The 25,888-nt window shown below is 71.7% G+C and carries 27 protein-coding genes and 1 tRNA gene; 10 read left to right on the top strand and 18 right to left on the bottom strand.

From position 1 onward, the window contains the following. Positions 1-5 precede the first annotated feature (5 nt). The 4 genes from ABZ840_RS11150 to ABZ840_RS11135 all read right to left on the bottom strand — a co-directional run bounded on the left by ABZ840_RS11150 (position 6) and on the right by ABZ840_RS11135 (position 3,107). Entirely contained in the window at positions 6-218 is a 213-nt protein-coding gene (locus ABZ840_RS11150; protein ID WP_361556842.1) for a zinc ribbon domain-containing protein, read from the bottom strand. Positions 219-282: 64 nt separating this feature from the next. Then, complete coding sequence (locus ABZ840_RS11145) at positions 283-921, bottom strand: bifunctional 4-hydroxy-2-oxoglutarate aldolase/2-dehydro-3-deoxy-phosphogluconate aldolase (RefSeq protein WP_361556839.1); 639 nt, start codon at positions 919-921, stop codon at positions 283-285. Then, positions 834-1,631, bottom strand: a complete 798-nt coding sequence (locus tag ABZ840_RS11140) for a DUF4383 domain-containing protein (protein ID WP_361556836.1) — start codon at positions 1,629-1,631, stop codon at positions 834-836. Before ABZ840_RS11140 ends, ABZ840_RS11145 begins: the two co-directional genes overlap by 88 nt. A gap of 153 nt (positions 1,632-1,784) precedes the next feature. After that, positions 1,785-3,107 (bottom strand): hypothetical protein, encoded by a 1,323-nt coding sequence (locus ABZ840_RS11135; RefSeq protein WP_361556833.1) that lies wholly within the window; start codon positions 3,105-3,107, stop codon positions 1,785-1,787. 254 nt (positions 3,108-3,361) lie between these two features. Here ABZ840_RS11135 and ABZ840_RS11130 point away from each other — a divergent pair. After that, positions 3,362-3,433 (top strand) — tRNA-Val (locus tag ABZ840_RS11130). Positions 3,434-3,504: 71 nt separating this feature from the next. Here ABZ840_RS11130 and ABZ840_RS11125 read toward each other — a convergent pair. From ABZ840_RS11125 to ABZ840_RS11075, 11 genes are all read right to left on the bottom strand, one after another. Then, positions 3,505-4,662, bottom strand: a complete 1,158-nt coding sequence (locus tag ABZ840_RS11125; RefSeq protein WP_361556830.1) for a site-specific integrase — start codon at positions 4,660-4,662, stop codon at positions 3,505-3,507. Beyond that, the gene (locus ABZ840_RS11120; protein WP_103836371.1) at positions 4,662-4,850 is read right to left on the bottom strand and encodes a helix-turn-helix domain-containing protein; all 189 of its coding nucleotides are present in this window, start codon (positions 4,848-4,850) and stop codon (positions 4,662-4,664) included. Before ABZ840_RS11120 ends, ABZ840_RS11125 begins: the two co-directional genes overlap by 1 nt. Then, positions 4,847-6,250 (bottom strand): replication initiator protein RepSA, encoded by a 1,404-nt coding sequence (gene repSA, locus ABZ840_RS11115; RefSeq protein ID WP_361556826.1) that lies wholly within the window; start codon positions 6,248-6,250, stop codon positions 4,847-4,849. Before repSA ends, ABZ840_RS11120 begins: the two co-directional genes overlap by 4 nt. Then, a complete protein-coding gene (locus tag ABZ840_RS11110; protein ID WP_361557737.1) occupies positions 6,247-6,432 on the bottom strand; it encodes a hypothetical protein in 186 nt (61 codons plus the stop codon). The genes repSA and ABZ840_RS11110 overlap by 4 nt, the downstream gene beginning before the upstream one ends. 91 nt (positions 6,433-6,523) lie before the next feature. Then, entirely contained in the window at positions 6,524-6,793 is a 270-nt protein-coding gene (locus ABZ840_RS11105; RefSeq protein ID WP_361556823.1) for a hypothetical protein, read from the bottom strand. A gap of 19 nt (positions 6,794-6,812) precedes the next feature. Next, on the bottom strand, positions 6,813-7,001 hold the full coding sequence (locus ABZ840_RS11100; protein WP_356336992.1) for a mobile element transfer protein: 189 nt from the start codon (positions 6,999-7,001) through the stop codon (positions 6,813-6,815). Between the two features lie 13 nt (positions 7,002-7,014). Next, positions 7,015-7,680 carry a DUF2637 domain-containing protein gene (locus tag ABZ840_RS11095; protein WP_361557734.1) on the bottom strand — a complete coding sequence of 222 codons (666 nt, stop codon included), beginning with the start codon at positions 7,678-7,680 and terminating at the stop codon, positions 7,015-7,017. Continuing rightward, entirely contained in the window at positions 7,571-8,575 is a 1,005-nt protein-coding gene (locus tag ABZ840_RS11090; protein ID WP_361556820.1) for a hypothetical protein, read from the bottom strand. Before ABZ840_RS11090 ends, ABZ840_RS11095 begins: the two co-directional genes overlap by 110 nt. A 15-nt stretch (positions 8,576-8,590) precedes the next feature. Beyond that, on the bottom strand, positions 8,591-8,776 hold the full coding sequence (locus ABZ840_RS11085) for a hypothetical protein (protein WP_361556817.1): 186 nt from the start codon (positions 8,774-8,776) through the stop codon (positions 8,591-8,593). 86 nt (positions 8,777-8,862) lie between these two features. Continuing rightward, positions 8,863-10,209 (bottom strand): FtsK/SpoIIIE domain-containing protein, encoded by a 1,347-nt coding sequence (locus ABZ840_RS11080; RefSeq protein WP_361556814.1) that lies wholly within the window; start codon positions 10,207-10,209, stop codon positions 8,863-8,865. A 2-nt stretch (positions 10,210-10,211) separates the two neighbouring features. After that, entirely contained in the window at positions 10,212-10,541 is a 330-nt protein-coding gene (locus tag ABZ840_RS11075; RefSeq protein ID WP_361556811.1) for a hypothetical protein, read from the bottom strand. A 196-nt stretch (positions 10,542-10,737) separates the two neighbouring features. Between ABZ840_RS11075 and ABZ840_RS11070 the strand changes: the two genes are divergently transcribed. The 7 genes from ABZ840_RS11070 to ABZ840_RS11040 all read left to right on the top strand — a co-directional run bounded on the left by ABZ840_RS11070 (position 10,738) and on the right by ABZ840_RS11040 (position 19,283). Continuing rightward, positions 10,738-11,496, top strand: a complete 759-nt coding sequence (locus ABZ840_RS11070; protein ID WP_361556808.1) for a GntR family transcriptional regulator — start codon at positions 10,738-10,740, stop codon at positions 11,494-11,496. Between the two features lie 1,112 nt (positions 11,497-12,608). Then, positions 12,609-14,114, top strand: coding sequence for a hypothetical protein (locus ABZ840_RS11065; protein WP_361556805.1), 1,506 nt, complete (start codon positions 12,609-12,611; stop codon positions 14,112-14,114). A gap of 334 nt (positions 14,115-14,448) precedes the next feature. Continuing rightward, entirely contained in the window at positions 14,449-15,108 is a 660-nt protein-coding gene (locus ABZ840_RS11060; RefSeq protein ID WP_361556802.1) for a chemotaxis protein CheB, read from the top strand. A 25-nt stretch (positions 15,109-15,133) separates the two neighbouring features. After that, positions 15,134-15,901, top strand: a complete 768-nt coding sequence (locus ABZ840_RS11055; protein WP_361556799.1) for a Crp/Fnr family transcriptional regulator — start codon at positions 15,134-15,136, stop codon at positions 15,899-15,901. A gap of 118 nt (positions 15,902-16,019) precedes the next feature. Then, positions 16,020-17,414: an FAD-binding oxidoreductase gene (locus tag ABZ840_RS11050; RefSeq protein ID WP_361556797.1), complete on the top strand. Its 1,395-nt coding sequence runs from the start codon at positions 16,020-16,022 to the stop codon at positions 17,412-17,414. Positions 17,415-17,701: 287 nt separating this feature from the next. Continuing rightward, positions 17,702-18,304, top strand: coding sequence for a hypothetical protein (locus tag ABZ840_RS11045; protein ID WP_361556794.1), 603 nt, complete (start codon positions 17,702-17,704; stop codon positions 18,302-18,304). Between the two features lie 322 nt (positions 18,305-18,626). After that, complete coding sequence (locus ABZ840_RS11040) at positions 18,627-19,283, top strand: STAS domain-containing protein (protein WP_361556791.1); 657 nt, start codon at positions 18,627-18,629, stop codon at positions 19,281-19,283. Positions 19,284-19,387: 104 nt separating this feature from the next. Here ABZ840_RS11040 and ABZ840_RS11035 read toward each other — a convergent pair whose 3' ends face one another. Next, positions 19,388-20,275: an alpha/beta fold hydrolase gene (locus tag ABZ840_RS11035; RefSeq protein ID WP_361556788.1), complete on the bottom strand. Its 888-nt coding sequence runs from the start codon at positions 20,273-20,275 to the stop codon at positions 19,388-19,390. A 10-nt stretch (positions 20,276-20,285) separates the two neighbouring features. After that, the gene (locus ABZ840_RS11030) at positions 20,286-21,668 is read right to left on the bottom strand and encodes a glycosyltransferase family 87 protein (protein WP_361556785.1); all 1,383 of its coding nucleotides are present in this window, start codon (positions 21,666-21,668) and stop codon (positions 20,286-20,288) included. Positions 21,669-21,755: 87 nt separating this feature from the next. Here ABZ840_RS11030 and ABZ840_RS11025 point away from each other — a divergent pair, with 87 nt between their 5' ends. Continuing rightward, entirely contained in the window at positions 21,756-23,363 is a 1,608-nt protein-coding gene (locus ABZ840_RS11025) for a glycosyltransferase family 39 protein (RefSeq protein WP_361556782.1), read from the top strand. A gap of 64 nt (positions 23,364-23,427) precedes the next feature. On the opposite strand, the gene ABZ840_RS11020 is transcribed toward ABZ840_RS11025, so the two are convergent. Then, the gene (locus ABZ840_RS11020) at positions 23,428-24,654 is read right to left on the bottom strand and encodes a class I SAM-dependent methyltransferase (protein ID WP_361556779.1); all 1,227 of its coding nucleotides are present in this window, start codon (positions 24,652-24,654) and stop codon (positions 23,428-23,430) included. Positions 24,655-24,950: 296 nt separating this feature from the next. Here ABZ840_RS11020 and ABZ840_RS11015 point away from each other — a divergent pair, with 296 nt between their 5' ends. Continuing rightward, a complete protein-coding gene (locus ABZ840_RS11015) occupies positions 24,951-25,883 on the top strand; it encodes a universal stress protein (RefSeq protein ID WP_361556776.1) in 933 nt (310 codons plus the stop codon). Positions 25,884-25,888: the final 5 nt, after the last annotated feature.

Below are 25,888 nucleotides of genomic sequence, written 5' to 3'. Positions count from 1 at the left end.
GCGGCTCAGCCGCAGCAGCCGCCCCCGCAGCAGCCGCCGCCACCGCCACCGCTCGGGGCCGGCGCGGCGGCCGTGCCGCCCACCGCCACGGCCGACAGCAGCTTCACTGTGTCCGCGTGCCCGTCGGGGCAGGGCGCGGGCGCGGCGGACTCGGCCATCGGCCGGCTGACCTCGAAGGTCGTCTCACAGGAGCGGCAGCGGTACTCGTAACGGGGCATGGCCCAAGAATACGGTGGCCCGGCGCGCCGGGCGTGCCCGCCGGGAGAGCGGTCTCCGCACCGCTCACGCCAGTCCCTCCGCGCCCTCCGCGCACTCCGTCAGGAAGTCCGCGGCGCGCCGGCGCAGCCCGGCCAGGTCGCCGCCGTCCGCCGCGTCCCCGATCAGCGGCGAGCCGACGCCCACCGCCACCGCGCCCGCGGCCAGGTACGCGCGGGCCGCCGCCGCGTCCACCCCGCCCACCGGGACGAACGGCAGCTCGGGGAAGGGCGCCCGCAGCGCCTTCAGGTACGCGGGCCCGCCGAGGGAGGCGGGGAAGAGCTTCAGGGCCGTCGCGCCCGCGGCCTGCGCCGCGATCACCTCGGTCGGCGTCAGTACCCCTGCCACCACCGGCAGCTCACGGCGTACGCACTCGTCGACGCCCGCGCCCAGCCCCGGCGTGACCGCCAGGTTCGCGCCGGCCTCGGCGGCCCGTACGACGTCCTCGGCGGTGGTGACGGTGCCCGCGCCCAGCCACGCGTCCGGCCCCAGCTCCTGCCGCGCCCGCCGGATGACGCCGAGCGCGTCCGCGCCGCCGAGCGAGACCTCCACCAGCCGCACCCCCTCCTCGGCCAGGGTCATGACCGTACGGAAGGACGCCTCCGGGTCCTCGCCGCGGATGATGGCGACGAGTCGCCCGGCCCGGAGCGCTGTGCTGAAGTCCATGATTCTCCCGGTGCGTGCGGCGGCGTGTCGTCCCGGCGCGCGCGCCCCAGCTTCTGCCGGAGCCCCGCCTCGCGGCTGTACCGCCGGGCCGTCCGGCCGCGGTGCGCACGGTTCAGCAGCTCCCGCTGCGCCGCCTCCCGCTCGGCCTTGCGCAGCAGGGCGGCCTGCTGGGGCGTCGGGCGAGCGGCGAGGGGAACCGCCTCCGGGTGCCGCGCGCGCCAGTACGGGTTGTTGTGCGGCAGGCCGCCGCTGACCCGGCCGTACATGCCGAAGACCAGCAGCAGCAGTCCGACGGCGAAGCTGAAGAGGACGTTCTGGAGGCGGAAGGCGAGATAGTTGAAGCCGGTCTCCAGGATGGCCAGGTTGATGAAGCCGCTCAGCAGGAAGGCGACGCCGAGCACGGCGTTCAGGGTGGAGGCGAAGTTCCCGCCGATCACCATCCCGACGAAGAGCAGCAGGCCGATGAGGACGGACAGCACGCTCAGCGCGCCGTTGGTGTTCAGACCCGCGACCGTGTCGCCGCCGGTGTCGAAGAACCCGATCCGGTCGATCAGGCCGAGGACGCCGAAGGCGACGAGCACCAGCCCCATCAGCCCGGCGCCGAACCGGTAGAACCTGCTCAGCCGGTGGTCGACGGGCAGATGCTCATCGAGCGTGATGCGCCGCCGGTGGCGCGGGAAAGGCCCGCGAAGGGCATGGCCGACAGCCATGACCGGCCTCCTTTGCACAGACGTACGCGGCAGGACCGCCGGAAAGCCGTACGTCCTCCAGCTTCCGCCAGGGCGCGCGCGGGCGCCATCGCAGGCACCGCCGCCGGTGGCCGGGGCCGTGCCTCGCATCCGTCCTCGCACGGCGCCGCCGGATCAGCCGGTCGTGCCGCCCCGCTCCTCGCGGATCGCCCGGACCACGCCCGCGGCCGTCTCCCGTACCGCGTCCGTCTCCGTCAGGAAGTGCCACCAGTCCGGGTGCCGGCTGCCCTCCAGTCCGGCCTCCGCCCGCTCCAGCCGCGCCACCGCCTCGTCCAGCGGCCGCGCGTGCCGCGGATCCGGCGTACTGCGGCCCGCCATCGCCAGCCGCTGCGCGTCCCGGATCGCGAACCGCGTCCGCTCGACCTCCTTGCGCCGGTCGAAGGAGACCTCGTCCAGCCGCCGCAGCCGGTCCCCGGCGGCCGTCACCGCCTCGTCGGTCGTATTCAGCAGGACCCGCACGGTCGCCAGCAGGCTCGTCGCGTCCGCCCACCGCTGCTCGTCCCGCGCGCCCTGCGCCTCCCGCAGCTTGGCCTCCGCCTGCCGCACCGCGTCCGTCGCCTGGTCCGGCACCTGCTGCAGGTCCTGCCAGCAGGCCACGCTGTACCGCCGGCGCAGCTCGCTCAGCACCGGCTCCACGCCGCCGGCCCGCGTCGTGATCGCCTGCGCCCGCGTCCGCAGCGACACCAGCCGCTTGTCGATCTCCGCGGCCTTCTCCGGGAGCCGCTCCGCCTCCGTACGGATCGCCTCGGCGCGGCGCAGCACGTCGTCGGCCCGGTGGATCGTCTCCGGCACGCCGTGCTGCCCGGCGCCCTGGTTCAGCTTCGTCAGCTCCGGCGACAGCGCCGCCAGCCGCGCCGCCAGCTCGTCGGCTCTCAGCCCGCGCGCTCTGACCGCGTCCAGCGCCTGCGTCGCGGCCAGCAGCGCCTGCCGCGCCCGCTCCACCGCCGGCGCCAGCCGCGCGAGCTGCGTCTCCGCCGTCCGCAGCAGCGGCCCGAGCCCCTCGGCGAACCGCTCCAGCTCCTTGCCGACCGCCGTCAGCTCGTCCTTCGCCCGGGTCAGATCGGCGCGTGCCCGCGAGGCGGCGCCACCGTCCAGATCATCACGATCCAGGTCGTGCGCGTCCACGGCCGCGATGTACGTTCGGCTGACCTCGTCGATCCGCCGCCCCAGACTCGCGTACCCCTCGGCGGCCCGCCGCGCCCCGGCGGAATCGTCCACCGCCGTGATCGTCTCGATCGAGATCCGCAGGTCCCGCTGCGCGGTGTCCAGCTCGTAGAACGCGGCCGCCGCGGCGTCCTTCGCCGCCTGCGCCTCGGCCCGCTGGCTCTCCCCGCGCCCGAACCAGCGTCGGGTCCCGCCCCCGGCGAACGCCATCATCCCCCCACCGGCCACCGCCGCGGCCAGTACCGGCACCGGCAGCAGCACCAGCGCCGCCATGTCCCGCACCGCCGCGGCTGCCCGGGCACTCCGGCCGCCCCGGAAGCCCCCACCGGCCTGACGACGTGCTCGCTGCTCGTACGGCCGCGTGTATGTCGCCGTCACAACCTTCTCCCGATCGCGTCGCCCCAGGCCCGAAGCCATTCTCCCACCCTGTACGGACGAACACACCGGCCGGTCGGTTCACCATCCGGACGCTTCCCCCACCGGTTTGCGAACCATCCCTGCGGGCAAGGTAGTCTGTCGGTTCATCCGGGCGCATAGCTCAGCGGTAGAGCGCTGCTCTTACAAAGCAGATGTCACAGGTTCAAATCCTGTTGTGCCCACCGGCGCGAAGACCCCCAGCCGATCAAGGCTGGGGGTCTTTGACATCCAGATTCGACATCAACGCCGCTGATCAGCGACTTTCGGGACGCCTCCGGAGCAGCAGCCGATCCATGTGGCTTACGGCCTCACGCTGCGTGTCCTGCACCACGTGCGTGTACGTGTTCATCGTGATCGCGATCTGGCTGTGCCCCAGGATCTCCATCACGACCCGGGGAGCCACCCCAGCAGCGGTCAACAGGGTCGCGCACCCATGCCGGGCATCGTGCAGCCGGATCACTCGAAGGTCTGCATTCTTCGCAACCCGGGTGAACGACCGGTACAGGTTCCGGGGCTCGATCGGCTTCCCGGTCCGAGTCGTGAAGATGTAGTCCGTCTCCTCCCAGTCCTTCCCAGCCCGCTCACGCATGGCGGCCTGCCGCAACCGCTGCCACCGGAGAGGCGCGAGGCACATGGCCGGCAGGGGCAAGGTCTGCCGACGACGGCGCCCCTTCGGATCATCGTCGTACGCCTCCCCACGAACCCGCTGCCGCTGCTTCCGAACCCGGATCTCCCGCTTGTCCAGGTCGACGTCCGACCACCGAAGCCCGACGATCTCACCCCGCCGGAAGCCGAGCGCGATGGCCAGCACGAAGGCCGCGTAGAGCGAGTCGCCCCGGGACACTGACAGGAACGCCAGGGTCTCGTCCAGCGACCAGGGGGAGAGGTCCCGAGACTCCGGCGACGGCGGCTCAACGAGCGTGGCGACGTTCCGCGTGATCAGCTCCTCTCGACAGGCCGCCATGAGCGCGGTACGCAGAACCCGGTGCGACTCCTTGGCAGTGGCCGCCGACTTCTTGCGCTCGACCTGGCCCAGGAAGCGCCGCACGTCCCCGACACTCAGCGATTCGAGTCGCTTGGTGCCGAGCATGGGCACCAGGTAGAGACGCACGTGTACCTCGTACTTCGCGTACGTCGTGCGCTTCCGACGCGGCTTGATGATGTTCTCCAGCCAGTACGGCAGCCACTCAGCGAGCTTGGCCGACCGCGTGGGCACAGGCACACCGTTGTCGACCTTGTTCAGCAGGTCACGACGCTTGGTGTCGCACTCGGCCCACGTCTTGCCGTAGGCGAACTTCCGGGCGCGCGTGCCGTCGGGCTGCAGGACGTACACCGCAGCCTGGTAGCGCCCGTCCTTGCGCTTGGTGATGGTGCCGGCGCCGTTGGGGTTGCGCTTGCGCTGCTGTGCCATCAGGCGGCCTCGGCGATCTGGTCGGCGATGAAGTCGCGGAGGGAGGAGAGGGGGATACGGCGGGCGCGGCCGACCTTGATGGAGACCAGGCGCCGCGAGCGGATCAGGTCGTAGATGGTGGAGCGGCCGAGCTTGAGCCGGGTCATGACCTCCGGCACCGTCAGCAGTTCGTCAGTGGCGGCAGTCATGACCAGTCGTCTCCTTCGGTGTCGAGTTCGGCGCGTACTTCCTTGGCGAGGTCGCGGTTGGCTTGGATCTCGCGGGCGATGTTGGCGGCGAGCCAGGACTCACCGGGGGTGTGGCCGTGGCCGGCGTAGGCCCAGTGGGCGATCACGCGGGTGGTGGCCTCGGGGTGGTCGTCGGGGTCGGGGAGGCCGAGGGCGGCGCGCTGTTGGGCGGCGCGGTAGTCGGCGCGGACCTGGCGCAGGGCGCCGAGGGTGGTGGAGTAGCGGCGGGATTTGGTGGAGAAGTGGCCGCGGAAGCCGAGCGTGTGAGCCCACTGCCACAGCTTCCGGTCCGGGTACAGCTCGTCCAGGTCGCGGCAGGCGCGGATCAGGCGGCGGGTGTGGTCGGGCAGGTCGGGGTGCTTGTCCAGCTCGTGCATTTCGCCGATGCGGCGGTCCACGGTGCCTGTGGTCTCGGCGGCCTTGGTGGCGTACTTCGCCACGTAGGACGCCACGGCCTGTTCGGTCAGATCCTCACCCGCACCGAAGGCCCCGATGCGCTGGACATCGAGCTGCTTTCCCCAGCGCAGGACCCGTTCCGGCTGATCGCCGACAGGACCGAGAACGATCTCAGCGCGGGTAGCGGCAGCCCGCAGGGCATCAGTGAGTAGGTCATGGGTCGCCCAGGACGGGGGCGCGGTGTCCGGGCCGTCAGGTCCGTCGAAGCGGATGACGGCGTGGAAGTGGATCGCGCCGCGCTTCTGGTACTCGGCGACCTTGCCGTAGGACACCCGGAGCCGTTCCTTCAGCTCGCGCTGGGTGATGCCGGCGCGCTTGGCCAGCTCCCGGGGCAGGTAGATGGTCACGTACCGCCACAGGTGACCGGCGTGGTTGTTCCACAGCACCGCCCCCGCGTAGTCGTAAGCCTCCGGATCCAGCGCGGTCCCCAGTTCGGGCGCGTCCTCCTGGTGGTGAACGCCGCAGCGGCAGGGACGGCGGCCCTTGTCGGGACGATTGTGCACCGGACCGAAGGACGGGGCGGTCAGGGTGGCGAAGACGCGCGGGTGGTCGCGGACGGTCTCCGGAGTGCCCTTGGCTTCGTCTCCAGTGAGCCCGGCGCGGATGAGGTGGTAGGTGTCTCCGGCGTAGGTCCAGGCGCAGGAGGGGCAGCGGGATGCGCGGCGGTTTCCGCAGGCCACCCGGAGCCGCCCACCGGGCTCGACATCGGTGGAGTAGGCGTGCAGGACGGCGCCGGTCGCGCGGTCGAACGTCTTCGTGGCGCCGGTGAGGTGGATGGGGTCGGAGCAGCCGCCGGTGCGGCGGATCTGGTCTTCCCAGCGGTCGAAGCCGGGGGACCCGGCCACCCGGAGGAGGTCCCCCAGGGTGGTCGGGTCCAGGCCCGCCAGGGTGGCGGCGTCACTCACGCGGACACCTCACGGACCGCAGCGCGGCGGGTGACGGTGCCGGTGCCCTCGCAGGTGCGGCAGACGACGGTGAGGGTCTGACGCGTTCCGTCGGAGTTGGTCTGGCCCGTGGTGATGGCGACGGTGGGGAAGCCGTCGCAGTCGGGGCAGAGCCGGACGCGGGCAGGGGCGTTCTCGGGCATCATGAGGAGTCCCTTTCGGGTCTGGGGATCTGGAAGGGGTCAGGCGCCCGGGGCGGCGGAAACTTGGCGGTTGAGGCCGCCCCGGGGGCCGCTAGCGCTTGCGAGCGAGCTTGAGGCTGACGCTGGCGCCACCCACGGTGGGCACGGCTGCAGCGGCGGCCGCGACAGCGACCTTGAAGGCGACGGCCAGGACGACGATGACGAAGGCCGCGCCGAGGGAGATCGTGATGGTCAGCAGGATCGGCCCGGCGTAGGAGCGGGGCGGGGCCTGGATGACGACGACGTCACCGGGGTGGATGCCGGGCGGGATTAGATCGGCCGGGCGGTGGTTGGCGCGGAGCTGGGCGTCCGGGTGACGCATGACGCTTCCCTCCCTCCGGTCAGGGGTTGCAGCGGTGGGTGCGGGCGGCGAGTTCGGCGGCGGCGCGGTCGTCGTAATCGACGGAGAAGCCGCAGCGGGGCACGGTGCACGCGGCGGTGTGCTTGGTCCGTCCCCGGCCGTCGTAGTGGGAGCCGACCTTGACCGGGCCTAAGCGGAGCACGTTGTAGAAGCGGTTCGGGCGGGGCATGTCAGACGTCCTTTCAGGCGAGTTGCGCGGAGATGGCCTCGGCGACGACCGGCGGGATACCGAGCCGGGCGCGGAGGGTGTCGGAGTCGATCGGGGCCCCGGTGGTGGCCTGGTGGGTGTCGGCGACCTTCCGGGCGTGATCGAGCAGCGCCGGGGGAACCGCGGGCGGCGACGGGGCGGGCCGGGGCGACGGCGCGACCGGAGCGGGCTTGGGAAGCGGTTCGGGCACTGGCTCGGGTTGGGGCACCTCTTCGGTGGCAGACTCAGGTTCGGGCGCGGCCAGTTCGGCCGGCATGGGTTCCGGGGCCCGTTCGACGGTGACTGGCTCTGGGATCGGCTCGGCCGCCGGGGCGGGGTCGGTGACCAGGGTGTGGACCTGCCGCATCAGGGCGCCGAAGGCCAGCAGTGCGGCGGACGGCGGCACGGCGGCCACCACGTAGTCCAGGAGCGGGGCATCAGTGCCGACTCCGGCGACGTTGAGCCCGATGCTGCCAAGCGATCCGGCAACCGTGAGACCGATGGCCCACCAGTCGGTCACGTGCCGGAGCGCGGCGCGGAACATCAGGACCTCACCGGCCAGGATGAACAGGTCGATCGTGCCCGGCCAGGCCCACCGGCGTACCGGAGAGGCGGCCAGGCCATGGGACTCGGCGACCGAGGCGAGATGGGCGTAGGACAGCCAGAACGCGGCGATCGTCAGAAGCATGATCACGCTCCCGGCGACGAGGATCGCGGTGCGTTCCGCCTGCGGCTTGGTCATCGCGTCCTCCTTTCTTCAGAACAGGCAGAGCTGCTGGGTCAGTGGGGGCGTGGGCAGGGCGTTCAGGACGCGGGTTCGCCAGGCCAGGGCGTATTCGAGGCAGTTGGCGCAGTTTTTGTGCGGGTGGCCGGGCATGGGGGGGCCGTTTGCGGGCGTGGTAGCTCCAGGCGGCGGAGTCGGCGGAGGCCATGAGGTGGCCGACCTTCTCTAGGCCCAGGGTTTTGAAGCCGAAGCCGTGCAGGCGTATCCCGTGGGCGGCGAGGGTGGTGACGATGGTGGAGGCTTCGCGGGTGGCCTGCCGGCGGCAGACCGAGCCCAGCCCCACCGTGGGCTCGCGGGTCAGGTCCACCCCGGCCCGCTCGTACAGGGTCACGCAGCGCTTGTAGTCCGGGAGCTCCCAGCCCTGGAGCACGGGCACGATCGGCAGGTCCGGAGCGAGGGAGCGCAGCTCCAGGTAGTTGGCCACGGTGCGGCGCTGGTGCTCGGTGATGCTCAGGTGCGTGCCGACGAAGCGCTGGCCGCCGGCGGTGCCGCCCTGGATCATGATCGGCTCGCACATCCAGTCCTGCGGCGCCGCCCAATCGAACGGACCCACGCACTCCCAGATACGCCGCAGGTCCCCGATGTACTGGCGCGGGGTACGCGTCCAGCGCCCGTGTCGCTGAAGTTCCGAGAAACCACCGGAGTCCACCGCGTATGGGCCCTTCGCCTGCGGCAGGGTGCGCGCGTTGGCGAAGTGCTCGGCCTTGAGAAACAGCGGTTTGTCGGTGAGCTTGACCCAGTGCTTCTTGTGGGTGGTCAGGTAGAACCGCACCCGGGAGCTCCCTCCTCAGCCCGCGGCGCGGGTGATGTCGCCGGTGCCCCAGCAGGTGGTGCACAGCGCGGCCTGCTGGTGGTCGGTGAGCTTCTTGCCACGGGGACCGACGCGGACGGCAGTGCTGGTCTCGCCCTTGCCGTTGCAGTCGAGGCAGTTCGTCGGAGCCTTGCTGGGGGACGTGCGCTTGGAGGCGGCCATGACCAGGAGTCCTCTCGATCCGGTTTCCGACATGGGCGGGGTAGGGACCTGGCGCGAGACGGCGCACCAACCGGTGACGGGGGGTGTTACTCGGTGACGGGCTGCGGCTTGATCAGCGAGGGCGCGTCATCGGCGGCGGTTTCGGCCGGCAGCACCGGGCGGAACGGGGCCAGGTACGGCGGGTGCGGGGCGAGGTGGGCGTACTGGCGGCAGACGGCCGTTGCCACGGCGGGGGTGGTCTCCGGGGTGCGGATGCGGAACCAGCCGCCGGAGGAGTCCCCGGCCACCGCGACACCGGGCCGGTCAGCGGCGATGGCGGTGGCGGCCATGACCGCGTCCGGAGACACATCTCCCAGGCCCATTTCGCCGGTCTGCTTGTCGTTGACGCGATGGACGACGCGGCCGGTGAGCTGGGCACGGAGCATAGTGGCGCCCTTGCCCAGCTCGGAACCGAAGCGCTGGCCGCAAACCTCCAGGTAGATGCCGACCGCCCGGGCCATCTGAGCCAGCCGCACCATCCGCATGACCATACGGTCCCGGCGTTCCTCATCCTTCTTCGCGGCGGTCAGGAACAGCTCGGCGACCTCATCGACAAGGAGCACCAGCGGATCCGGCCGCACCTCCTCCGGCAGGCCCCACAGGTCCGAGACGTGATGGGCACTGAGCACGTCGAAGCGCTCTTCCATCTCCGTGATCAGGACCTCCAGCAGCCGGTCAGCGTCCTCCGGAGTGGTGGCCAGGGCGGAGAGCCGGTGGAGGTAGGCGGACTGTTCCACCCCGCGCTTGCAGTCGATACCGAGCAGCCCCACCGGCAGCTTCGCCAGACCCGTGATCAGGTTCCGCTGATACATGGACTTGCCGGACTGGTTGGCACCCAGGGTCAGGGCGTGGGGGACCTTGCGGTAGTCCCGGACGAACGTGCTGCCGTCCTCCCGCAGAGCCACCGGCACCACCATGTGCCCGGCCGTCTTGCGCCGACGCGGCATCTTGACTCGGCGCAGCACGTCGTAGCCGGTCATCCGCAGCTCCACCACGCCGGGCTTGGTCTCCACCACGGTCACGGAGTGAACTCCCCAGGCGTGCCGGAGCCGGTTGGAGGCCGCCGCCACATCCGAAGGCTCCAGTCCGGCCGGCAGCCGCAGCGTGGCGATCAGACCGGTGGAGGTGCCCCGCACCCGGCGGACCTTGGGCGGAACGGGCTGGACCTCTCCGCGAGTGACGTTGCGGACCATGAACGCCCGCAGCTTCGACGGCTGCACCGTCAGCCCGCACACGTCCATCGTGGTGCCGTAGCTGAAGGTGAACCGACCCACCGTGACCGGCAGGCCCACCAGCGACCAGTACACGCGCGGAGCGTGGGCCTTGGCGTAGCCGAGGCCACCCGCACCGGCGAGAGCACCGGTGGCCTCCAGCACCGTGGTCAGGTCCGTCATGATCAGGCACCCGCCGCGAGGGCCGTCGCGCGAAAGGCGATGCCGTGCCGCTTCTCGCCGTTGAACTCATTCTCCCAGTCCCGCGCCTTCAGGCCCACGACCGAGACCGGCATGCCCGGGGTCAGGCCGTCGGGGATGCCCGTCTCCGGCACGGACACCTGGTAGAGGTTGCCCTCCCCCTCATCCGAGACCAGCAGGCCCACCGTCATCAGGTCGGCGCCGGTCTCGCGGTCCTTGGCGACCTCTCCCGTCTTCCGGTTGGCGACCTTCGGGGTCGGCGCGGTCGCGACGAACACCACGGCGGTCGACGTGTCGATCTTGAACGAAGGCATAGAGCACCCCTTGTTGCTGGGAGGCCACCCCTTCCGGCGACCTCTCTAGACATCTACGAGTGAAGCGCAGATCTCTAGAGACGTCAATAGAGATCTCTAGAGATGTTCACTCGTGGCGGGAAGGGGCACCAGGCCCGGATGCAGCGACGTAGGCATGTCCTAGGCTGTCTAGAGAGGATGAAAGGAGGGAGACGCAATGACCGCGAATAACGGCGCTCGACAGCCGAAGTACCAGCGCATTGCTGACGCGCTTCGGGAGGCAATCACGGCAGGTGAGTACGGCCCTGGTGATCGCTTGCCGGGTGAGAACGACCTCATGGCCAAGTACGACGTGGCCCGGATGACGGCCCGGCAGGCTCTTGGAGTCCTGCAGACCGAGGGACTCGCCGAGTCACGCAAGGGCGCCGGCGTGTTCGTCCGGGCGTTCCGACCGCTGCGACGGCGCGGCATCCAGCGCCTCTCCCAAGAGCAGTGGGGCTCAGGCCGCTCGATCTGGTCGGCCGACACCGAAGGCCGGCAGCTCACGGTGGACCAAATCACCGTCACTGAGGAGCCGACCCCCGAGCGGATCGCGGGGGTCCTGGACGTCGACCCGGAGTCGGCTGTCTGCGTCCGCAGCAGGCGATTCGTCCTCGACGGGAAGCCGGTCCTGCTGGCCACGAGCTACCTGCCAGCGGAACTCGTCGCGGGCTCGGCGATCACCCAGAAGGACACGGGGCCGGGCGGTACCTACGCCCGCCTTGCGGAACTCGGAGCCAAGCCGGTCCACTTCCGCGAAGAAGTGCGGTCCCGCATGCCCTCCCAGGACGAAGCGAAGCGGCTCAACCTCTCCATGGGCACGCCAGTGATGCTCATCTGCCGAACCGCCTTTGCCGACGGAGGCCGGCCTGTTGAGGTCAACGAGATGACTCTCGACTCCGCTTCCTACGTGCTGGAGTACGACTTCGACGCGTAGGAGCTCCCAACGGTGGGGTGGGGAGCTGTTACAGGTTTCTCTACCTCATCAAGCTCCCCGTCCTTCGGCCGGGGAGGAGGGGCGGGGGCCACTCTCAGAGCCCTCGCTAAGGAGTGCCGTTCCCTGCCAGGCCTACCTGGCGCCGATCACTGGGATCCGCCGTTGAAGCCCGTGGGCGTCGATCAAGGCCCGCATCCGCCACGAGCCTTGTAGGTCGGGAGCTCCGCGAAGGGCCCTCCGGGAACCGCCCGGCTTGCGGCTTGTGGCCTTGTGGGGGCTCTTGCCTTCGGCATCCGGCGCGCAGGCCAACGGCTTGTCCAGCCGCCGCTACGAATCACACCCCACCGGCCCGTCCAACGGGCCGGCGCGGGCACGGGGACTCGGGCGCCGCTCCTGCCTCCGGCCCGCTCCGCCCGGCCCCGGCCCCGCGCCACCGAAGATGCCACGGGGTAATTCGCTTCACGCTTTGTCCCGCCCAAAGCAGCGCCGGAACGAGCAGTCATCCCCACCAGCCAACACCTCCACCGGCGGATCCCGGGGTCATCACGGACACCCACCACCAGGTCCAGGGGCAGCAGCCAGAGCGCGGCCCGTGGCTCAGGGCGTGTCCATCGGGGAGCCCGGGGGCGGCGAGAAGAGTGCAGGTGGGAAGTGGTGAAGGTGGGGCGGAAGCGGTGAGCGGTTTACGTGGCGCGCGCACTGCCGACCGCCCCATAGGTCCTAGTCCTGAAGAAGGCCAGCTACGGGAGGGGTGGGGTCGGCGCGGCCGAGCACTCCGGACGAGAACGCCGGCATGGGGCAGGCCGCCGTACCGCCACCGTCACGGATGCACCAACGTGCGCGGACCGGGCCCGAAGCGCATGGTTGAGGGGGAGCACCTGCTGCCGCCATGTGGCCGAGGTTCGTAGGCGTTCCACTCGACGCGGCGCCGTTGGGGCTGAGGAGCGTGTCGCGCCTACGGACCGAGCCATTATCCCGCCGCGGGCGCCGCACCTGTCGTTTTCGTGCAGTGGACGAGAGCCCCCCGGTGCGCTCCAAATGCATTTGACTGCGCCCTACCTAGTTGGCACATGCAGTGGCACACTCATCTATCCAAACGACGGGGAGGGGCCATGCGCTTTAGCGAGGTTTTCGACGTCTCCATCACTGCTGCGGATGACTGGTTCGATACGTTTCTACCCGCTGACACGAAACTCTTCATTGATCCCTTCCTGATCTGGGAGGAAGCGTCGGGGCAGTGGGCTGGAGCGCACGATCACCTGATTGACTTCTTTGAAATGGTCTTCGACCTAGTCAAGGAGTCGGAAGGCGACGCGGAGTCCGTGTCATGGAAGCAAGCGCAAAAACTCCTCTTGTTCCCGGAGCCTTACGAATTCTGCTTGGGGGTTGCAGAGGGGAGCCCTCATGGTTCAGGTTCCGGGCGCGGGCTTCAGCAGGAAATGCTCGAAGGCGTGAAAGTTGCTACCGGGCTGGGCATGAGTCGAGTGGCCCATATGGAGATGCTCACCCTCTTCCAAGGGGGTATGGGAGTCGATCGTCTCAGTGACATGACGTGCAACATCTTGAAGAGCTACTTCATCAAGTACACGCAGGAAGTGGCGAGGCGGCACGAAATACCCATTCAGTCGGTCACGGTGGCTAACGCAGCGTGGAGCAGACAATTCTGTCGCTGGAAGGAGGGGACGTTCGAACTGCCGATCAATCCATACATCGGGAAGCCGGTGATTCTGACGCCGGAGCGCTTCCTGAGGCAGATCCCCGTTGCCACGCCTGACGGCTTCTGGAGTTACGCCTGGTCGACGACTTCCGAGGAGTTGAGGGGGGACCTCACCTTCGATATCGCCCGCAACGTTGGCCGGCGGGCGAAGGCTAAGCTCGCCCGCCAGAACCCGGACGTAGTAGCCCTCTACCTGAAGCACCTCGAGGAAGAGGAGAAGGAGCCGTACTCGGTTGCGGATGACCCGAACCTCGTCGTCAAGTGGTACGAACTCGGCTCGCAACTCAGCGAACGGGTGCCGCTGAACTTCATACCGCAGGCCGCTGATGAATTCGAGAGATTCATCGAGGTGGTCATCGACAACTTCCGGCACAGCATTGAGGAACAGGACGGATGGCAAATCCTTCGGAACGGCAACTACGGGCGCGAAGAGCGTGTTGCGCAAGCCCTCTTCCGTAGTTGCGTGATTCACTATTGCCGCGCCAACGACATCGACCTGACAGGCGAGTCGAATGCTGGCAGAGGCCCGGTTGACTTCAAGTTCTCGCAAGGTTGGTCGAAGCGGGCTCTCGTGGAGATAAAACTCGTCCGCAACAGTAAGTTCTGGGATGGTGTGCTGGCTCAACAGCCTCAGTACCAGGTCTCTGAAGAAGTTAGTCGAGGGTTCTTTGTGGCAATCGGCTACACAGACGCCCACTGTCACCCAGAAATCAAGAAAAAGATCAGCAAAGCGGCTGAACTCGTTTCGAGAACAAGCGGGAAGAAGATCACGGGCGTGCTAATCGATGCGCGCGAAAAGCAGTCTGCATCAAAGCTCCACAATCCTGGCCTCTCGGACAAGCTGCGGCAGAGTGACGCTGCGACTGGCGACGATGCCGACGCCTCGCCCAGTGACGCCTGAAACTGTGCGACACAGCAGCCGGGCACGGAAGCACACCATCGCTGTGTGAAGGCCCACAGTGAGCGCCACGAGACTGACATCCGCAGCTGACACCAACAGTGGCGGACGACGGTAGACCCGAGCGGTTCACTGCAGCCCCGGGGCCGTACGGCACACGGGCCCCGGCAGGCAGCCGGGTGAACTTACAAAGCAGATGTCACAGGTTCAAATCCTGTTGTGCCCACCAGCGCGAAGGCCCCTCGTCGATCCGACGGGGGGCCTTCGGCGTTTTCGGGGTGGCCGGGGTGTGGTGGGGGAAGTGACTGTGTTCGGTGGCGGGCATTAGGCTGGGGGCGTGTTCGGTACCGGGCAGAGGACGGGGGACAGGGTCGCCTTCGACGTGGTGTGTCTGGCCGCTTCGCTGGGGGGTGTGAGCGCCTACCGGCAAGTTCTGGCGGCGTTGCCCGAGGGGTTCCCCGCGGCTGTGGTGCTGGTGCAGCACCGGCCCGTGCGGGAGTACGACGCGCTCCTGAAGGTGCTGGCGTACCGCTCCGCGCTGCCGGTGCGGATGCTGGATGAAGGGGACCGGCTGACGCCCGGCGTCGTCCATGTCGTGCCGGCGGGTCACGCGGCCTCCTTCACCTCCGAGGGCAAGGTGTCGCTGAACCTCGTGGACGGTCATGAGGCGGCGGACCTGGTGTTCGCGTCGGCGGCCGCCGCGTTCGGGCCCCGGCTGCTGGCTGCTGTGCTGACGGGCCGGATGGACGACGGGGCGCTCGGGGTGCGGCACATACGGGGCGCCGGGGGACGGGTGCTGGCCCAGGACATCACCACCTCGGAAGCCTTCGGCATGCCCCGCGCCGCGATCGCCACCGGCTGCGTAGACTTCGTACTGCCCCTGCCGGTACTCGCGCACGCGCTGGTCAGCCTGGTGATGGTGCCGGGCGCGGCGGGCCTGATGCGGGTGTCGTTGCCTCCGTGGGCGACGGTCATTCCGCCGGCGGCCGTCGGCTGAGCACTGAGGAAGAGGCGAGCGGGTCATGACGGGCAGCGCAGCCGGTTACGGAGACTTGCTGGCCAACCGGCTCCTGGCCGCGCTGCCGGAGGCGGAGCAGGAGCGGCTGCTCCCCCAGCTCAAGCCGGTCGAACTGGCGCTCTCCGACGTGCTGTACCGGCCCGGCGAGCGGATCGACGCCCTGTGGTTCCCCGCGCGCGGCGTCTGCTCGATCATCGCCGAGCTGGAGGGGGGCCCGGACGTGGAGGTCGCCACCGTCGGCGACGAGGGCGTGGTCGGGCTCCCGGTCTTCCTGGGCATCGGCATCCCGACCGAGCGGGCGATCGTCCAGGTCTCCGGGTGGGCGCTGCGGATGGACGCGGACCTCTTCCGGCAGGAACTGGCCGTGGTGGACGGCGCGCTCCAGCAGGTCATGCAGCACTACACCCAGACGATGTTCACCCAGCTCGCGCGGAACGCCGCCTGCAACCGCAGCCACCGCACCCGCGCACGGTGCGCCCGCTGGCTGCTGATGACGGCCGACCGGATGCACAGCGACCGGTTCGGGCTGACGCAGAAGTTCCTCGCGCAGATGCTCGCGGTACGCCGGTCCTCGGTGAGCGAGGTCGCCGGTGAACTGGCCGACGAGGGGTGCATCAGCTACCGCCGCGGCACCATCACCGTGCTGGACCGGGAGCGGCTGGAAGCCCGTTCGTGCGGTTGCTACCGGGCCCTCCGTGAGGTCATCGACACCGCGTTCCCGCCTGCCGGGACCCCGCCGGAGCACCGCAGGGCGCTCTGGGGAGGGGGCTGAGCGGCGGTCCGCCGCGCCGGCGCCGTACGCCCTTGTGCGGGAGGGCTGGCGGGGGTGGCGCGCGGCGCTACGCTCCGGGCACGGGGGAGTCGACCGGCTGGGTACCAGGGGGTATCTGATGGCATCCCGTGAGGTGAGCGGTGCGGCGGTGACGGGTCTGCGGGCCGGGTTCGCGGGGGAAGTCACCGTGCCGGGGGATCCGGCGTACGACGCGCAGCGCAGTGTGTTCAACGCGATGATCGACCGCCGTCCCGCGGTCATCGCCGGGTGCGCGAACGCCGGGGACGTCGCCGTGGCGGTGCGGTTCGCGCGGGAGCACGGGCTGGAGATCGCGGTGCGCGGCGGCGGGCACGGCGTGGCCGGCCGGGCGGTGAACGACGGCGGGCTCGTCGTCGACCTGCGGCGGATCAACGCCGCGACGGTCGACGCCGGGAGCCGCACCGTACGCGTCGGCGGCGGCGCGACGATGGGGGACCTCGACCGGGCGGCCGGCGCGCACGGCCTGGCGACCACCGGCGGGCGGGTCTCGACCACGGGCGTGGGCGGCTACACGCTGGGCGGCGGCTCCGGCTGGCTGGAGCGCAAGTACGGGCTGACCTGCGACAACCTGGAGGAGGTCGAGCTGGTCACGGCGGCCGGGGAGGCCGTGCGGGCGAGCGCGACGGAGCATCCCGAGCTGTTCTGGGCGCTGCACGGAGGCGGCGGCAACTTCGGCGTCGCGACCTCCTTCACGCTCCGGCTGTACGAGCTGCCGGAGTTCAGCTTCGCGCTGCTCGTGTGGCGGCCGGAGGCCGGCCCCGAGGTCATGCGCGCGTACCGCGACTTCATGGCGGCGGCGCCCGACGAGGTCGGCGGCGGGCTGCTGTATCTCACCGGGCCCGCCGAGGAGTTCGTGCCCGCGCACCTGGTGGGACGACTGACCTGCGCCTGCCTCGTCACCTACGCGGGGCCGCTGGCGGCGGCGCGGGAGGTGATCGCGCCGATGCTGCGCCTCGGGCACGAGGGCGAGCTGCTCGCGGACATGCCGTACGCGGAGTTCCAGCGCCTGCTCGACGACCCGCCCGGTTACCGGAACTACTGGTCGGCCGAGTACCTGGCCGAGCTGCCCGACCCCGCCGTCGAGACCTTCTGCACGCGCGCCGGTGACATGGTCGTGCCGTCGCCGTCCCAGCATCTGCTGCTGCCGCAGGGCGGCGCGGTCGCGCGGGGCGCGGCGGACCACCCGGTGCCGTGGCGGACCGCGCCGTGGGCGGTGCACCCGCTGGGCCTGTGGGAGGACCCCGCCGACGACGAGCGGGCCCGGAGCTGGGCGCGCGGCCTGCGGGACGCCGTGCGGCCCTGGTCGAGCGGGGCCGTGTACCTGAACTTCATCGGGGACGAGGGCGGCGAACGCGTCGTCGCCGGGGTCGGCGCCGACAACCACCGGCGGCTCGCCGCGGTGAAGGCCGCATACGACCCGGACAACGTCTTCCGGCTCAATCACAACATCGCTCCGGCGCCGGCCGCCGCGTAGCCGTACCGCCGTCCCGTACGGACTGTCCCTTCTGCCGGTTATGCAGGCGTGGTGACTTACCGCGCCGGACGTGGGCGGGGAGGGACGGGTGTGGTGTGCCGATGGCCCAGGGGGCGGATGAGGTCGGTACGGGGGCACGTGGCCGGAATTGGCGGGTTCCGCGTCGATCGTGAGTTCTATGGTGAGGCCAAGTGGCCCCGGACCCCGGTCATGGGCTGTTCAGCGCGTTGACCGTGGACAGCAGCCCCGCAGAGAAGTCCGCTTCCGAAGGAGAGCAGGGTCCGGCCATGGAGCAGAGTACGGCCGTCTCCCGTATGTCCCCGGCCGCCGGCCGAGTTCCCGCGTTCCGCTGGGCACTCAGCGCGCGACGACGCCCCGGTGGTGACAAGGAGGCCACCGTCCTCGCCTGTGCGGTGCTGGACGCGCTCGGTGTCGTGGGGGAGGGGGCCGCGTCCGTGGCCTCGGACCTCGCCAGGGCGACGGCCTATGTGATGTCCCACGGCAGCGCCGACGCGTACCGCCTCACGATCGAGGTCGACGGCGGGCAGTGCGCGGTACGGATCGACGACCGGGACGAGGACGACCGGGACGAGGGCGGCGGGGACGGGTGCCGGGCCGTGGACGGGCCCGCCTCGGACGGGCCGGCGGCGCGGGAGTCGGCCGACGGGGCCACCGGGCAGGTCGCCGCCGACCTGTACGGCGGGCGGCTGCGGGTGCAGCACCGTACGGACGGCACCCTCGCGGTGTCCTTCCGCCGCCCGTTCCCGCTGGTCGCTGCGCTGGCGGCGGCCGGGGAGCGGACGGGCGCCGCGGACGTCGTCCCGCTGCCCGTCGTGGCCTGCGGCCTGGCGGCGGAGGCCGTCGCGACGGACCTGGTCGCGGAGGGCTGAGCCGCCCGCCCGCCGGGGGCCGCGGTGAATGCGGCCCCCGCAGGGTGAAACACGGTGGCCGCGGCCTCGAAAGGGTTGACCGGCCGTCGTGGACCCTTATGCTTTCCCCGTCGGGGATTTCGTGCATAAATGCAGAGTTCCAGTGTTTCCCGTGGCTTTTTCCGATGTCATTCGGCCGCCGCGGGAACTTGGCCTGCCGTCAAGCAATGTGGCGAAAATTCACCCGACAGAGGCGTTCTGTCCTGGCTGATCGATTCTGCGTCACAAAGCCCGGTTACGGTGCCTGTGCATCCCAGACCCTGGTGCGCATCGGCCCATCGCCGTGTTCGATACGGCCTTAAGCACAACTGGGGGTGACGTGGGGGGAAGCGACGCCGACGTGCAGGTAACCGTTCGCCAGGGTGGCGACACGGTGGTCCTGGCACTTCACGGCGAACTCGACCTGGCCATGGCACTACGCATCGAAGCCGACGTCCTGCTGGCGCTCAACGCACTGTTCGCGCTGCGCCGGTCGGTGATATTCCCCGCTCCCCGGTCCCGTACGGTACCGAGCGAGCCGAAGGGCATGCCGAGACTTCTTCCCAAGGTGCACGCGCTGCCCGAAGTGCGTACCGAAGCCTGCCCCGAAGTCCTGCCCGAGGCGCCGGCCGACATGATCCCGTTGCCGGACGTCTTTCCCGTGACGCTTTCCGGATTTCCGACGCTGTCGCCTGGGGTGCTGCCCGACGGGTTCCCGGACGCCGGAAGCGGCGGCGCGGGGCGAGAGAAGACCATGATGATCGACCTGCGGCACGTCACGTTCATGGACTGCAGCGGTCTCGACCTGCTGTGCCGGGTACGGGACCAGCTGGCGGAGCGCGGCGGCCGGCTGGTGCTCATGAATCTCCGGCCCATCGTGATCCGGCTGCTCAAACTGGCCGCGCTGCGCGAGCCGTTCGAGCTGGACGGCCAGGTGGACGGCGACTCTCCCGGCGTCTGACGCGGTCCCCCGTGGCGCGTGCGCGGCCACGGGGGACGGGGGAGGTGGAAGGCCCCGCCGGGTCCGGCGGGGCACGGCCCGAGCGGGGGCGCGGGCGCCGGTGGTCAGTACGCGGCGCCCCGCAGGAATCCGGCCAGTTCGCGGTCGAACTCCTCGGCGTTCTCCAGGTTCACCATGTGCCCGGCGGCGGGGATGCGGGCGCGCCGGGCGCCCGGCACCGCGAGGGCCACCGCGTGCGCGTTGGCCGAGATGTCGGTGCTGTCGAGGTCGCCGTCCATGACGAGGGTCGGTACCCGGATCTCCGCCAGCCGGTGCGCCGCGCCGACCTCGAACGCCGCGCCGCGACCCATCCCGTCGGCGTGCGCGGTCACCGTGGCCCTCGCCGTCGCCCGGACGCGTTCCCGCAAGGCCGGGTCGACCTGGGCCGGTTCGCGGTGCGGCCCGTCCACCCACATCCGCAGGAAGTGCTCGATGAAGCGCTTCACGCCGCCCGGTGCGCTCACCGCGGCCACCTGCTCCCGGATGTGCTGGAGCAGGAACGGGTCGGTGAACGTCCGGCCGCTGATGCCGGGCGCGGCCAGGACAAGGGCCGCCACGGTGTCCGGGTGGGCCAGCGCGCTGTCCAGCGCGACCCGCGCGCCGTGCGAGTGGCCGATCAACGTCGCGCGGCCGACGCCGAGATGGGCGAGCAGCGCCCGGAGGTCCTCGTGGTGGGCGTAGTCCCCCTCGACCGGGGAGGAGCGGCCGTGGCCCCGGGCGTCGTACCGGATCACCCGGTGACCGGCGCGCGCGAGCCACTCGAACTGCTCGTCCCACATGGTCAGGTCGAGCATGCCCTCGTGCAGCAGCACCACCGCCGGGCCCGAGCCTGCCGCCTCGTAGTACAGCTCGCCGCCCGCGACGGGCGCGGTGCCGGTCTCGACGGCCGGCCCCGTCCCGCTGTCCGGCGCACCGGATCCGACGTCCACGGGAACCCTCATATCGCTGCTCATGGTGCCATGATCACACTTTTGCCCCGGAAGGGGGAGGGGTGGGGTGGATCGGACGGAGTCGGTCACTTCGGTGTCCGTCCTGAAGGGGGCCGCCGCCCCGCCCGTCCTGAAGGGGGCCGTCGTTCCGGCGGCCGTCTCCGGCGGTGGCTCGCCAGAGCCGTACGGCGGAGAGTCCGGCGGCCGCGACCAGCAGCAGGTTGCGGACGGAGAGGTTGGCGATGGCCAACCAACCTGCGTCGTCCCGCAGTTCGCGGTAGAGCAGCGGGAAGTCCAGCGTCGTGCACAGGCAGGCGGCCAGCAGCAGCCGGGCGACGGGCCGTTGGGTGGTGCCGGGGCGCAGCAGGCAGACGGCCGCCAGACCGACCAGCCAGATCAGGTACTGCGGGCTGATCACCCGGCTGGTGACCACGAAGAGGAGCGTCGCGGTGAGCGCCGCGTCCGGCAGCACCCAGGGCGCGTCGGCGACTGTCCGCCGGTGCCGCCACCACAGCAGCCACGCCAGGCTCAGTACGGTCAGTGCCTGCATCGCGACGGTGACCTGCGGGACGTACGGGCCGACGAACTCGTGCGAGCCGTCCTTGGCGGCCCAGGTGCCGTGCCACCCGAAGTGCCGGGCGAGGTGGAACGGCAGCGATCCGACCGACTCGATCTGGATGCCGCGTGCGCTCTGCGCCGTGAGGAACGAGAAGGCGTGCGGCATGGCGAGGGCGGAGGCGGCGGTGAGCACGGCCGCGCCGACGGCCGCCGCGGTCCAGCCGGCGCGCGTACGGCGCCCCCGCTCCGTACCGAGGAGCAGCAGTACCGGCCACACCTTGATCAGTGCGGCGAGCGCGGTCAGCGCGCCGAACGCGCGGTGCGCCCAGGCGCGCCCGGCCGGCCGGGAGGCCATGGCCGCCACGGCGAGCGCGGCCATGGCGGCCGCGGTGACGTGCAGGTCGAAACGGTTCCACGGGACCGTGCTGAGCAGCGCGAGGCCGGCGGTCCACATCCAGGGCCCGGCGAGGGGGCCGGTGAACGCCCGGCAGCGGCTGCCGGTGAGCGCGGGGGTGCCCCGCTCACGGCGGACGGCGGTACGCAGCAGCAGCGCGAACACGATCGCGTCGCACAGTGCAGCGCCGATGATGAAGGCGTGCCCGTAGTCGAGGCGCGGGGCGAGCGCGGGTGAGAGCAGGGGGAGGGCCGCGCCGGGCGGGTACTGCCAGCTGACGTCGTGCGCGGGGAAGGCGCCGGAGGACAGGACCGCGAACCAGGAGCGGTAGACCCGGTCCACGGACGGGTCGAGGCCGCCGTCGCCGTGGAAAGGGCCGAGCTTCAGCGCGGCGGGCACGAGCCACAGGCGGGTGAGCACCCAGGCGCAGATCACGGCGGCCAGCGGGGCCCGGCCTTTCCTCACGGGGCGATGTCCTTTCCTCGGCGGAGCAGCGACGGGCCCGTGGGCTCGTATAAACTACGTGTATACGTGGAGTGTAGAGTGCCGCCCATGTCCGCAGATCTCGCCCCGATACCGACTCGTGCGGTCCGTACCCCTGCGCGTGCGTACCGCACGACGGCCCGGCCCGCCCCTCGGCGTACGGCGCCCACGGGCGAACGGACCGCACTCCGTTCCGCGCTGGTCCCCGTCCTCCCCGCGCTGCTCGCGCTGGCACTCGGCTGCTGGGGCCTGACCCGGCAGCACAGCCTGTGGCGGGACGAGGCGGCGACCTGGCAGGCGGCCCGGCGCTCGGTGCCGGAGATCTGGGCGATGCTCGGGCAGGTCGACGTCGTGCACGGCCTGTACTACCTGTGCCTGCACGCCGTCTTCGCGCTCGGCGGGCCGGGGCTGGTGGCGCTGCGGCTGCCGTCGGTCCTGGCGATGGCGGTGGCCGCTGCGGCGACGGCGGCCACCGGGCGGCGGCTGGCGGGCCCGTGGACCGGGCTGGCCGCCGGCCTCGTCCTCGCGCTGATCCCCAACATCCAGCACTACGCGCAGGAGGGCCGGGCCTATGCGCTGGTGACCGCGTCGGTCGCCGTCGCCACCTGGCTCCTGGTCCGGGGCGCGGGCGCGCACCGGGAGCGGCCGGAGCCGGGCGCGCGCCTCCGGCTCCTGGGCCGGTGGGCGGGGTACGCCGCCGCCGTGCTGTGCGCCGCCCTGCTGAACTGGTTCTCGCTGCTGGTGCTGCCCGCGCACGCGGTGACGGTGCTGCTGGCCCGCCGCCGTGGACGGCGCGGAGTCCTCGTACCCTGGCTCGTCTCCGCCGCGGTCGCGGTGGCCGGAGCGCTGCCGCTCGTACTCGCCAGCCGCGCGCAGGCCGAACAGGTGTCATGGATCAAGCCGGTCGCCTGGACCACGCTGCTCGGCATCGCGGCGCTGGTCGTGATCGGCTTCGGCTGCGCGCGGGTGCCGTACGGACGCGGCCACCGCGCCGGGGCCGGGCAGCGGCCGCCCGCGCTCTCCCTGGGGTCCGTCGCGCTGCCGCTGCTCGTCGTCCCGCAGGCCGGTCTGCTGCTCGCCTCCCTCGTGCGGCCGCTGTACATCGACCGCTACGTCCTCTTCACCAACATCGGCTTCGCGCTGCCGGCCGGCCTGGCCCTCGCGGTGGCCGTACGGGCCGTCGCCGCGCGCCGGCACCGCCTCCGTACCGGTGTGCTGCTGGCCGGCGTGACCGCCGTCGGGTTCGTGGCGCTGCTGCCCGTGGAGACGGGGCTGCGGACGGCGGCGAGCCGGGTGGACGACGTGCTCCGGCCGGCCGAGCTGGTGGCCGCGCAGGCGCGCGCCGGGGACGGGGTGCTCTTCCTGCCGGCGGCCCGGCGCGACACGGCGCTGGTGAGCCCGGCCGCGTTCCGGGGGCTCGACGATCTCGCGCTGCGCGAGGGGCCGGTGGCCGGCGGCACGCTCAAGGGCACCGAGCACACGCCCGCCCGGATCCGGGCCGGGATGCGCGCCCACCGCCGGATCGTGCTGGTCACGGACGCGGCCCCGGCCGCCGCCCGGCCGGTACCGGCGCGCGAGGCCATGAAGAAGCGGGTGCTGGCGGAGGAGTTCGCACGCGTCACCTCGACCGAGATCCGCGGCCGCCGCGTCGACGTCTACGTACGCAAGGACTCCTGACGCGTACGGAAATGAGCCGTACGCACCTGACGTGGACAGGGCCCGGGGAGGCCCCGGGCCGTCGTCAGCTTCCGGCGGGCACCAGGCGCCACAGCGACGTCACCTCCGCCGCGCGCGCGGCGTGCAGCGGGTCGGTGGCGTCGCGGGCCTTCGGGTGCCGGGGGGCGATGTCCAGCCGGTCGCGCACGGTCAGGCCGGCCGCCTCGAAGAGGGCGAGGAGATCGGCACGGGTGCGCAGCCCGAGGCGCTCGGCGAGGTCGGACAGGATCAGCCAGCCCTCGCCGCCGGGCGTCAGATGGTCCGTGAGGCCCGCGAGGAAGCCGCGCAGCATCCGGCTGTTCGGGTCGTAGACGGCGTACTCCACCGAGGAGGTGGGCTTGGCCGGCAGCCACGGCGGGTTGCAGACCACCAGCGGGGCGCGCCCGGCGGGGAAGAGGTCGGCGGCGACGGCCTCGACCCGGTCGGCGACGCCCAGCCGCTCGGCGTTCCGGCGCGCGCAGGCCAGCGCGCGCGGGTCCTGGTCGGTGCCGAGGACGCGCCGTACGCCGCGCCGGGCCAGCACCGCGGCCAGTACGCCGCTGCCGGTTCCGATGTCGAAGGCCAGCTCGGTCGGGTCGGCGGGCAGCGGGGCCCGGGCCACCAGGTCGACGTACTCGCCGCGCTGGGGCGAGAAGACGCCGTAGTCGGGGTGGATCCGGTCGCCCCCGAGGGCCGGGATCTCGACGCCCTTGCGGTGCCATTCGTACGCGCCGACGAGCCCGAGCAGCTCGCGCAGCGAGACGACCGAGTGGGTGTCGCCCGCCGCGCCGCTCGCCGCGGGCGCGGGGCCGTACGCCTGGGCGCAGGCCGCGCGGACGTCGGGGGCGCGGTGCAGCGGAACGCCGTACTCGGCGTCGAGGGGCACCAGCAGCATGCCGAGGATGCGGGCGCGCTGGCTCTGCGCGGCGCGGTGCAGGTGGAAGGCGCGGGCCGGGTCGTCGGCCGGCGCGGGCCTGCGGGGGCGGCGGTCGATCCGCCGGGCCAGCGCGGTCAGCAGCTGCCGGGCGTTGTGGAAGTCGCCGCGCCACAGCAGCGCGGTGCCCTCGCAGGCCAGCTTGTACGCGGCGTCGGCCTTCATGCGGTCGTCGGCGATCGTCACGCGCCGCGGCGGCAGCGCGCCGTTCTCCGAACGCCACTGGGCGGAGCGCGGTTCCCCGGCCTCTCCCCAGGTGAGGACGGGGGCCGGAGGGCTGTCCGGCAGGGCGGTGGCGGCGGTGGTGATGCCTGGAGCGGGCGGCCGGTGAGCGTTCATGACGTCCTGGATCAGGCGGCACGGCCGGCGGAGGGCGCGTCCCGGAGGAGGGCATCGCCCAGGAGCCGGGCGGTGCGGGGAAGTTCGATTTTACCGGCTTCGGGGCACCCGCTCAGTTGCTGATCATGCCGTCGCCGTTCCGGGCGCCTGCCCGGAATACTCGCCCGAATCGCCTGTAATGCGTACTGGCCGGACCGCTCGCCCGAGTGGTACCGATCGCAGTGGCCGCGACGGCCGCGGAAATCGGCGGACCGCGGGAGCCGTGCGGCCCGTCGGCGGATCGTAGGGAGGCACAGATGGACAGGATGCCGGTCATCGTCGGGGTGGACGGGTCCCCGGACAGTGAGCGGGCGCTGCACTGGGCGGCCGAGGCGGCCCGGCTCCGGTCGGCGCCGCTCCAGGTCGTGCACGTGTGGCCGTACGTCACCTCGGCGCGCGCCGCCGACGCCGAAGCGGGCACCGGCGACCCCGTGCTGGAGGAGCTGCGGGCGCAGCTGGCCGCGGGGCCCGAGCTGCCGGAGGTCGAGTTCCGCAGCCTCAGCGGGCTCACCGACGTGATCCTGCCCGGGCTCGGCGACCAGGCGGAGCTGCTGGTGCTCGGCTCGCGCGGGCGGGGCGGCTTCGCGAGCCTGCTGCTCGGCTCCAACAGCATGGCGTGCGCCGCGCACTCCACTTCCCCCGTGGTGGTCGTCCCGCGCCCGGACCGGAGCGGCGCGCGGCCGGAGGAGGCGGACGAGGCGCGGCCCGGAGGGGCGCACGGGCGCGTGGTCCTGGGGATCGACCCGACGTCGGAGGACGTGGGGGAGAGCAGCGCGATCGACTTCGCCTTCCAGGAGGCGGCCCGGCGCGGAGCCGTCCTCCAGGTGGTCGCCGCGTACATGTGGCCGATGGCCGTACCGGTCGCCTTCGACTACATCGTCGCCTACGACACGACCCAGCAGGAGTACGAGGGCGCGCTGGTCAAGCAGGTGTCGCAGGTGCTCGCGCGGTACCGGGAGCGGTATCCGGACGTCGCGGTGGAGGCCGAGCTGCGGCCCGCGGACGCGGCGGGGCAGCTGGTCGAGGAGTCCGGGCGGAGCGACCTGGTGGTGGTCGGGCGGCACCGCCGGAAGCTGCCGATCGGCCGCCGGCTGGGCTCGGTGGCGCACGCGGTGCTGCTGCACGCCCTCTGCCCCATCGCGGTGGTGCCGGAGGCGGCGCGCGAGGAGGCGGAGGCGGCGGCGGAGTGACGGCC

This window comes from Streptomyces sp. NPDC047117 (assembly GCF_040643545.1).
GTDB lineage: Bacteria > Actinomycetota > Actinomycetes > Streptomycetales > Streptomycetaceae > Streptomyces.
Note: the sequence above shows the minus strand (reverse complement) of the source record. Positions and strands in the feature narration are given on the sequence as shown.

What these genes read in the sequence shown, in the direction of transcription:
- ABZ840_RS11150 (WP_361556842.1), bottom strand. Translation starts at nt 218, where the DNA reads ATGCCCCGTTACGAGTACCGCTGCCGCTCCTGTGAGACGACCTTCGAG.
- ABZ840_RS11145 (WP_361556839.1), bottom strand. Translation starts at nt 921, where the DNA reads ATGGACTTCAGCACAGCGCTCCGGGCCGGGCGACTCGTCGCCATCATC.
- ABZ840_RS11140 (WP_361556836.1), bottom strand. Translation starts at nt 1,631, where the DNA reads ATGGCTGTCGGCCATGCCCTTCGCGGGCCTTTCCCGCGCCACCGGCGG.
- ABZ840_RS11135 (WP_361556833.1), bottom strand. Translation starts at nt 3,107, where the DNA reads ATGGCGGCGCTGGTGCTGCTGCCGGTGCCGGTACTGGCCGCGGCGGTG.
- ABZ840_RS11125 (WP_361556830.1), bottom strand. Translation starts at nt 4,662, where the DNA reads ATGGCACAGCAGCGCAAGCGCAACCCCAACGGCGCCGGCACCATCACC.
- ABZ840_RS11120 (WP_103836371.1), bottom strand. Translation starts at nt 4,850, where the DNA reads ATGACTGCCGCCACTGACGAACTGCTGACGGTGCCGGAGGTCATGACC.
- ABZ840_RS11110 (WP_361557737.1), bottom strand. Translation starts at nt 6,432, where the DNA reads ATGCCCGAGAACGCCCCTGCCCGCGTCCGGCTCTGCCCCGACTGCGAC.
- ABZ840_RS11105 (WP_361556823.1), bottom strand. Translation starts at nt 6,793, where the DNA reads ATGCGTCACCCGGACGCCCAGCTCCGCGCCAACCACCGCCCGGCCGAT.
- ABZ840_RS11100 (WP_356336992.1), bottom strand. Translation starts at nt 7,001, where the DNA reads ATGCCCCGCCCGAACCGCTTCTACAACGTGCTCCGCTTAGGCCCGGTC.
- ABZ840_RS11085 (WP_361556817.1), bottom strand. Translation starts at nt 8,776, where the DNA reads ATGGCCGCCTCCAAGCGCACGTCCCCCAGCAAGGCTCCGACGAACTGC.
- ABZ840_RS11080 (WP_361556814.1), bottom strand. Translation starts at nt 10,209, where the DNA reads ATGACGGACCTGACCACGGTGCTGGAGGCCACCGGTGCTCTCGCCGGT.
- ABZ840_RS11075 (WP_361556811.1), bottom strand. Translation starts at nt 10,541, where the DNA reads ATGCCTTCGTTCAAGATCGACACGTCGACCGCCGTGGTGTTCGTCGCG.
- ABZ840_RS11070 (WP_361556808.1), top strand. Translation starts at nt 10,738, where the DNA reads ATGACCGCGAATAACGGCGCTCGACAGCCGAAGTACCAGCGCATTGCT.
- ABZ840_RS11065 (WP_361556805.1), top strand. Translation starts at nt 12,609, where the DNA reads ATGCGCTTTAGCGAGGTTTTCGACGTCTCCATCACTGCTGCGGATGAC.
- ABZ840_RS11055 (WP_361556799.1), top strand. Translation starts at nt 15,134, where the DNA reads ATGACGGGCAGCGCAGCCGGTTACGGAGACTTGCTGGCCAACCGGCTC.
- ABZ840_RS11050 (WP_361556797.1), top strand. Translation starts at nt 16,020, where the DNA reads ATGGCATCCCGTGAGGTGAGCGGTGCGGCGGTGACGGGTCTGCGGGCC.
- ABZ840_RS11045 (WP_361556794.1), top strand. Translation starts at nt 17,702, where the DNA reads ATGGAGCAGAGTACGGCCGTCTCCCGTATGTCCCCGGCCGCCGGCCGA.
- ABZ840_RS11035 (WP_361556788.1), bottom strand. Translation starts at nt 20,275, where the DNA reads ATGAGCAGCGATATGAGGGTTCCCGTGGACGTCGGATCCGGTGCGCCG.
- ABZ840_RS11025 (WP_361556782.1), top strand. Translation starts at nt 21,756, where the DNA reads ATGTCCGCAGATCTCGCCCCGATACCGACTCGTGCGGTCCGTACCCCT.
- ABZ840_RS11020 (WP_361556779.1), bottom strand. Translation starts at nt 24,654, where the DNA reads ATGAACGCTCACCGGCCGCCCGCTCCAGGCATCACCACCGCCGCCACC.
- ABZ840_RS11015 (WP_361556776.1), top strand. Translation starts at nt 24,951, where the DNA reads ATGGACAGGATGCCGGTCATCGTCGGGGTGGACGGGTCCCCGGACAGT.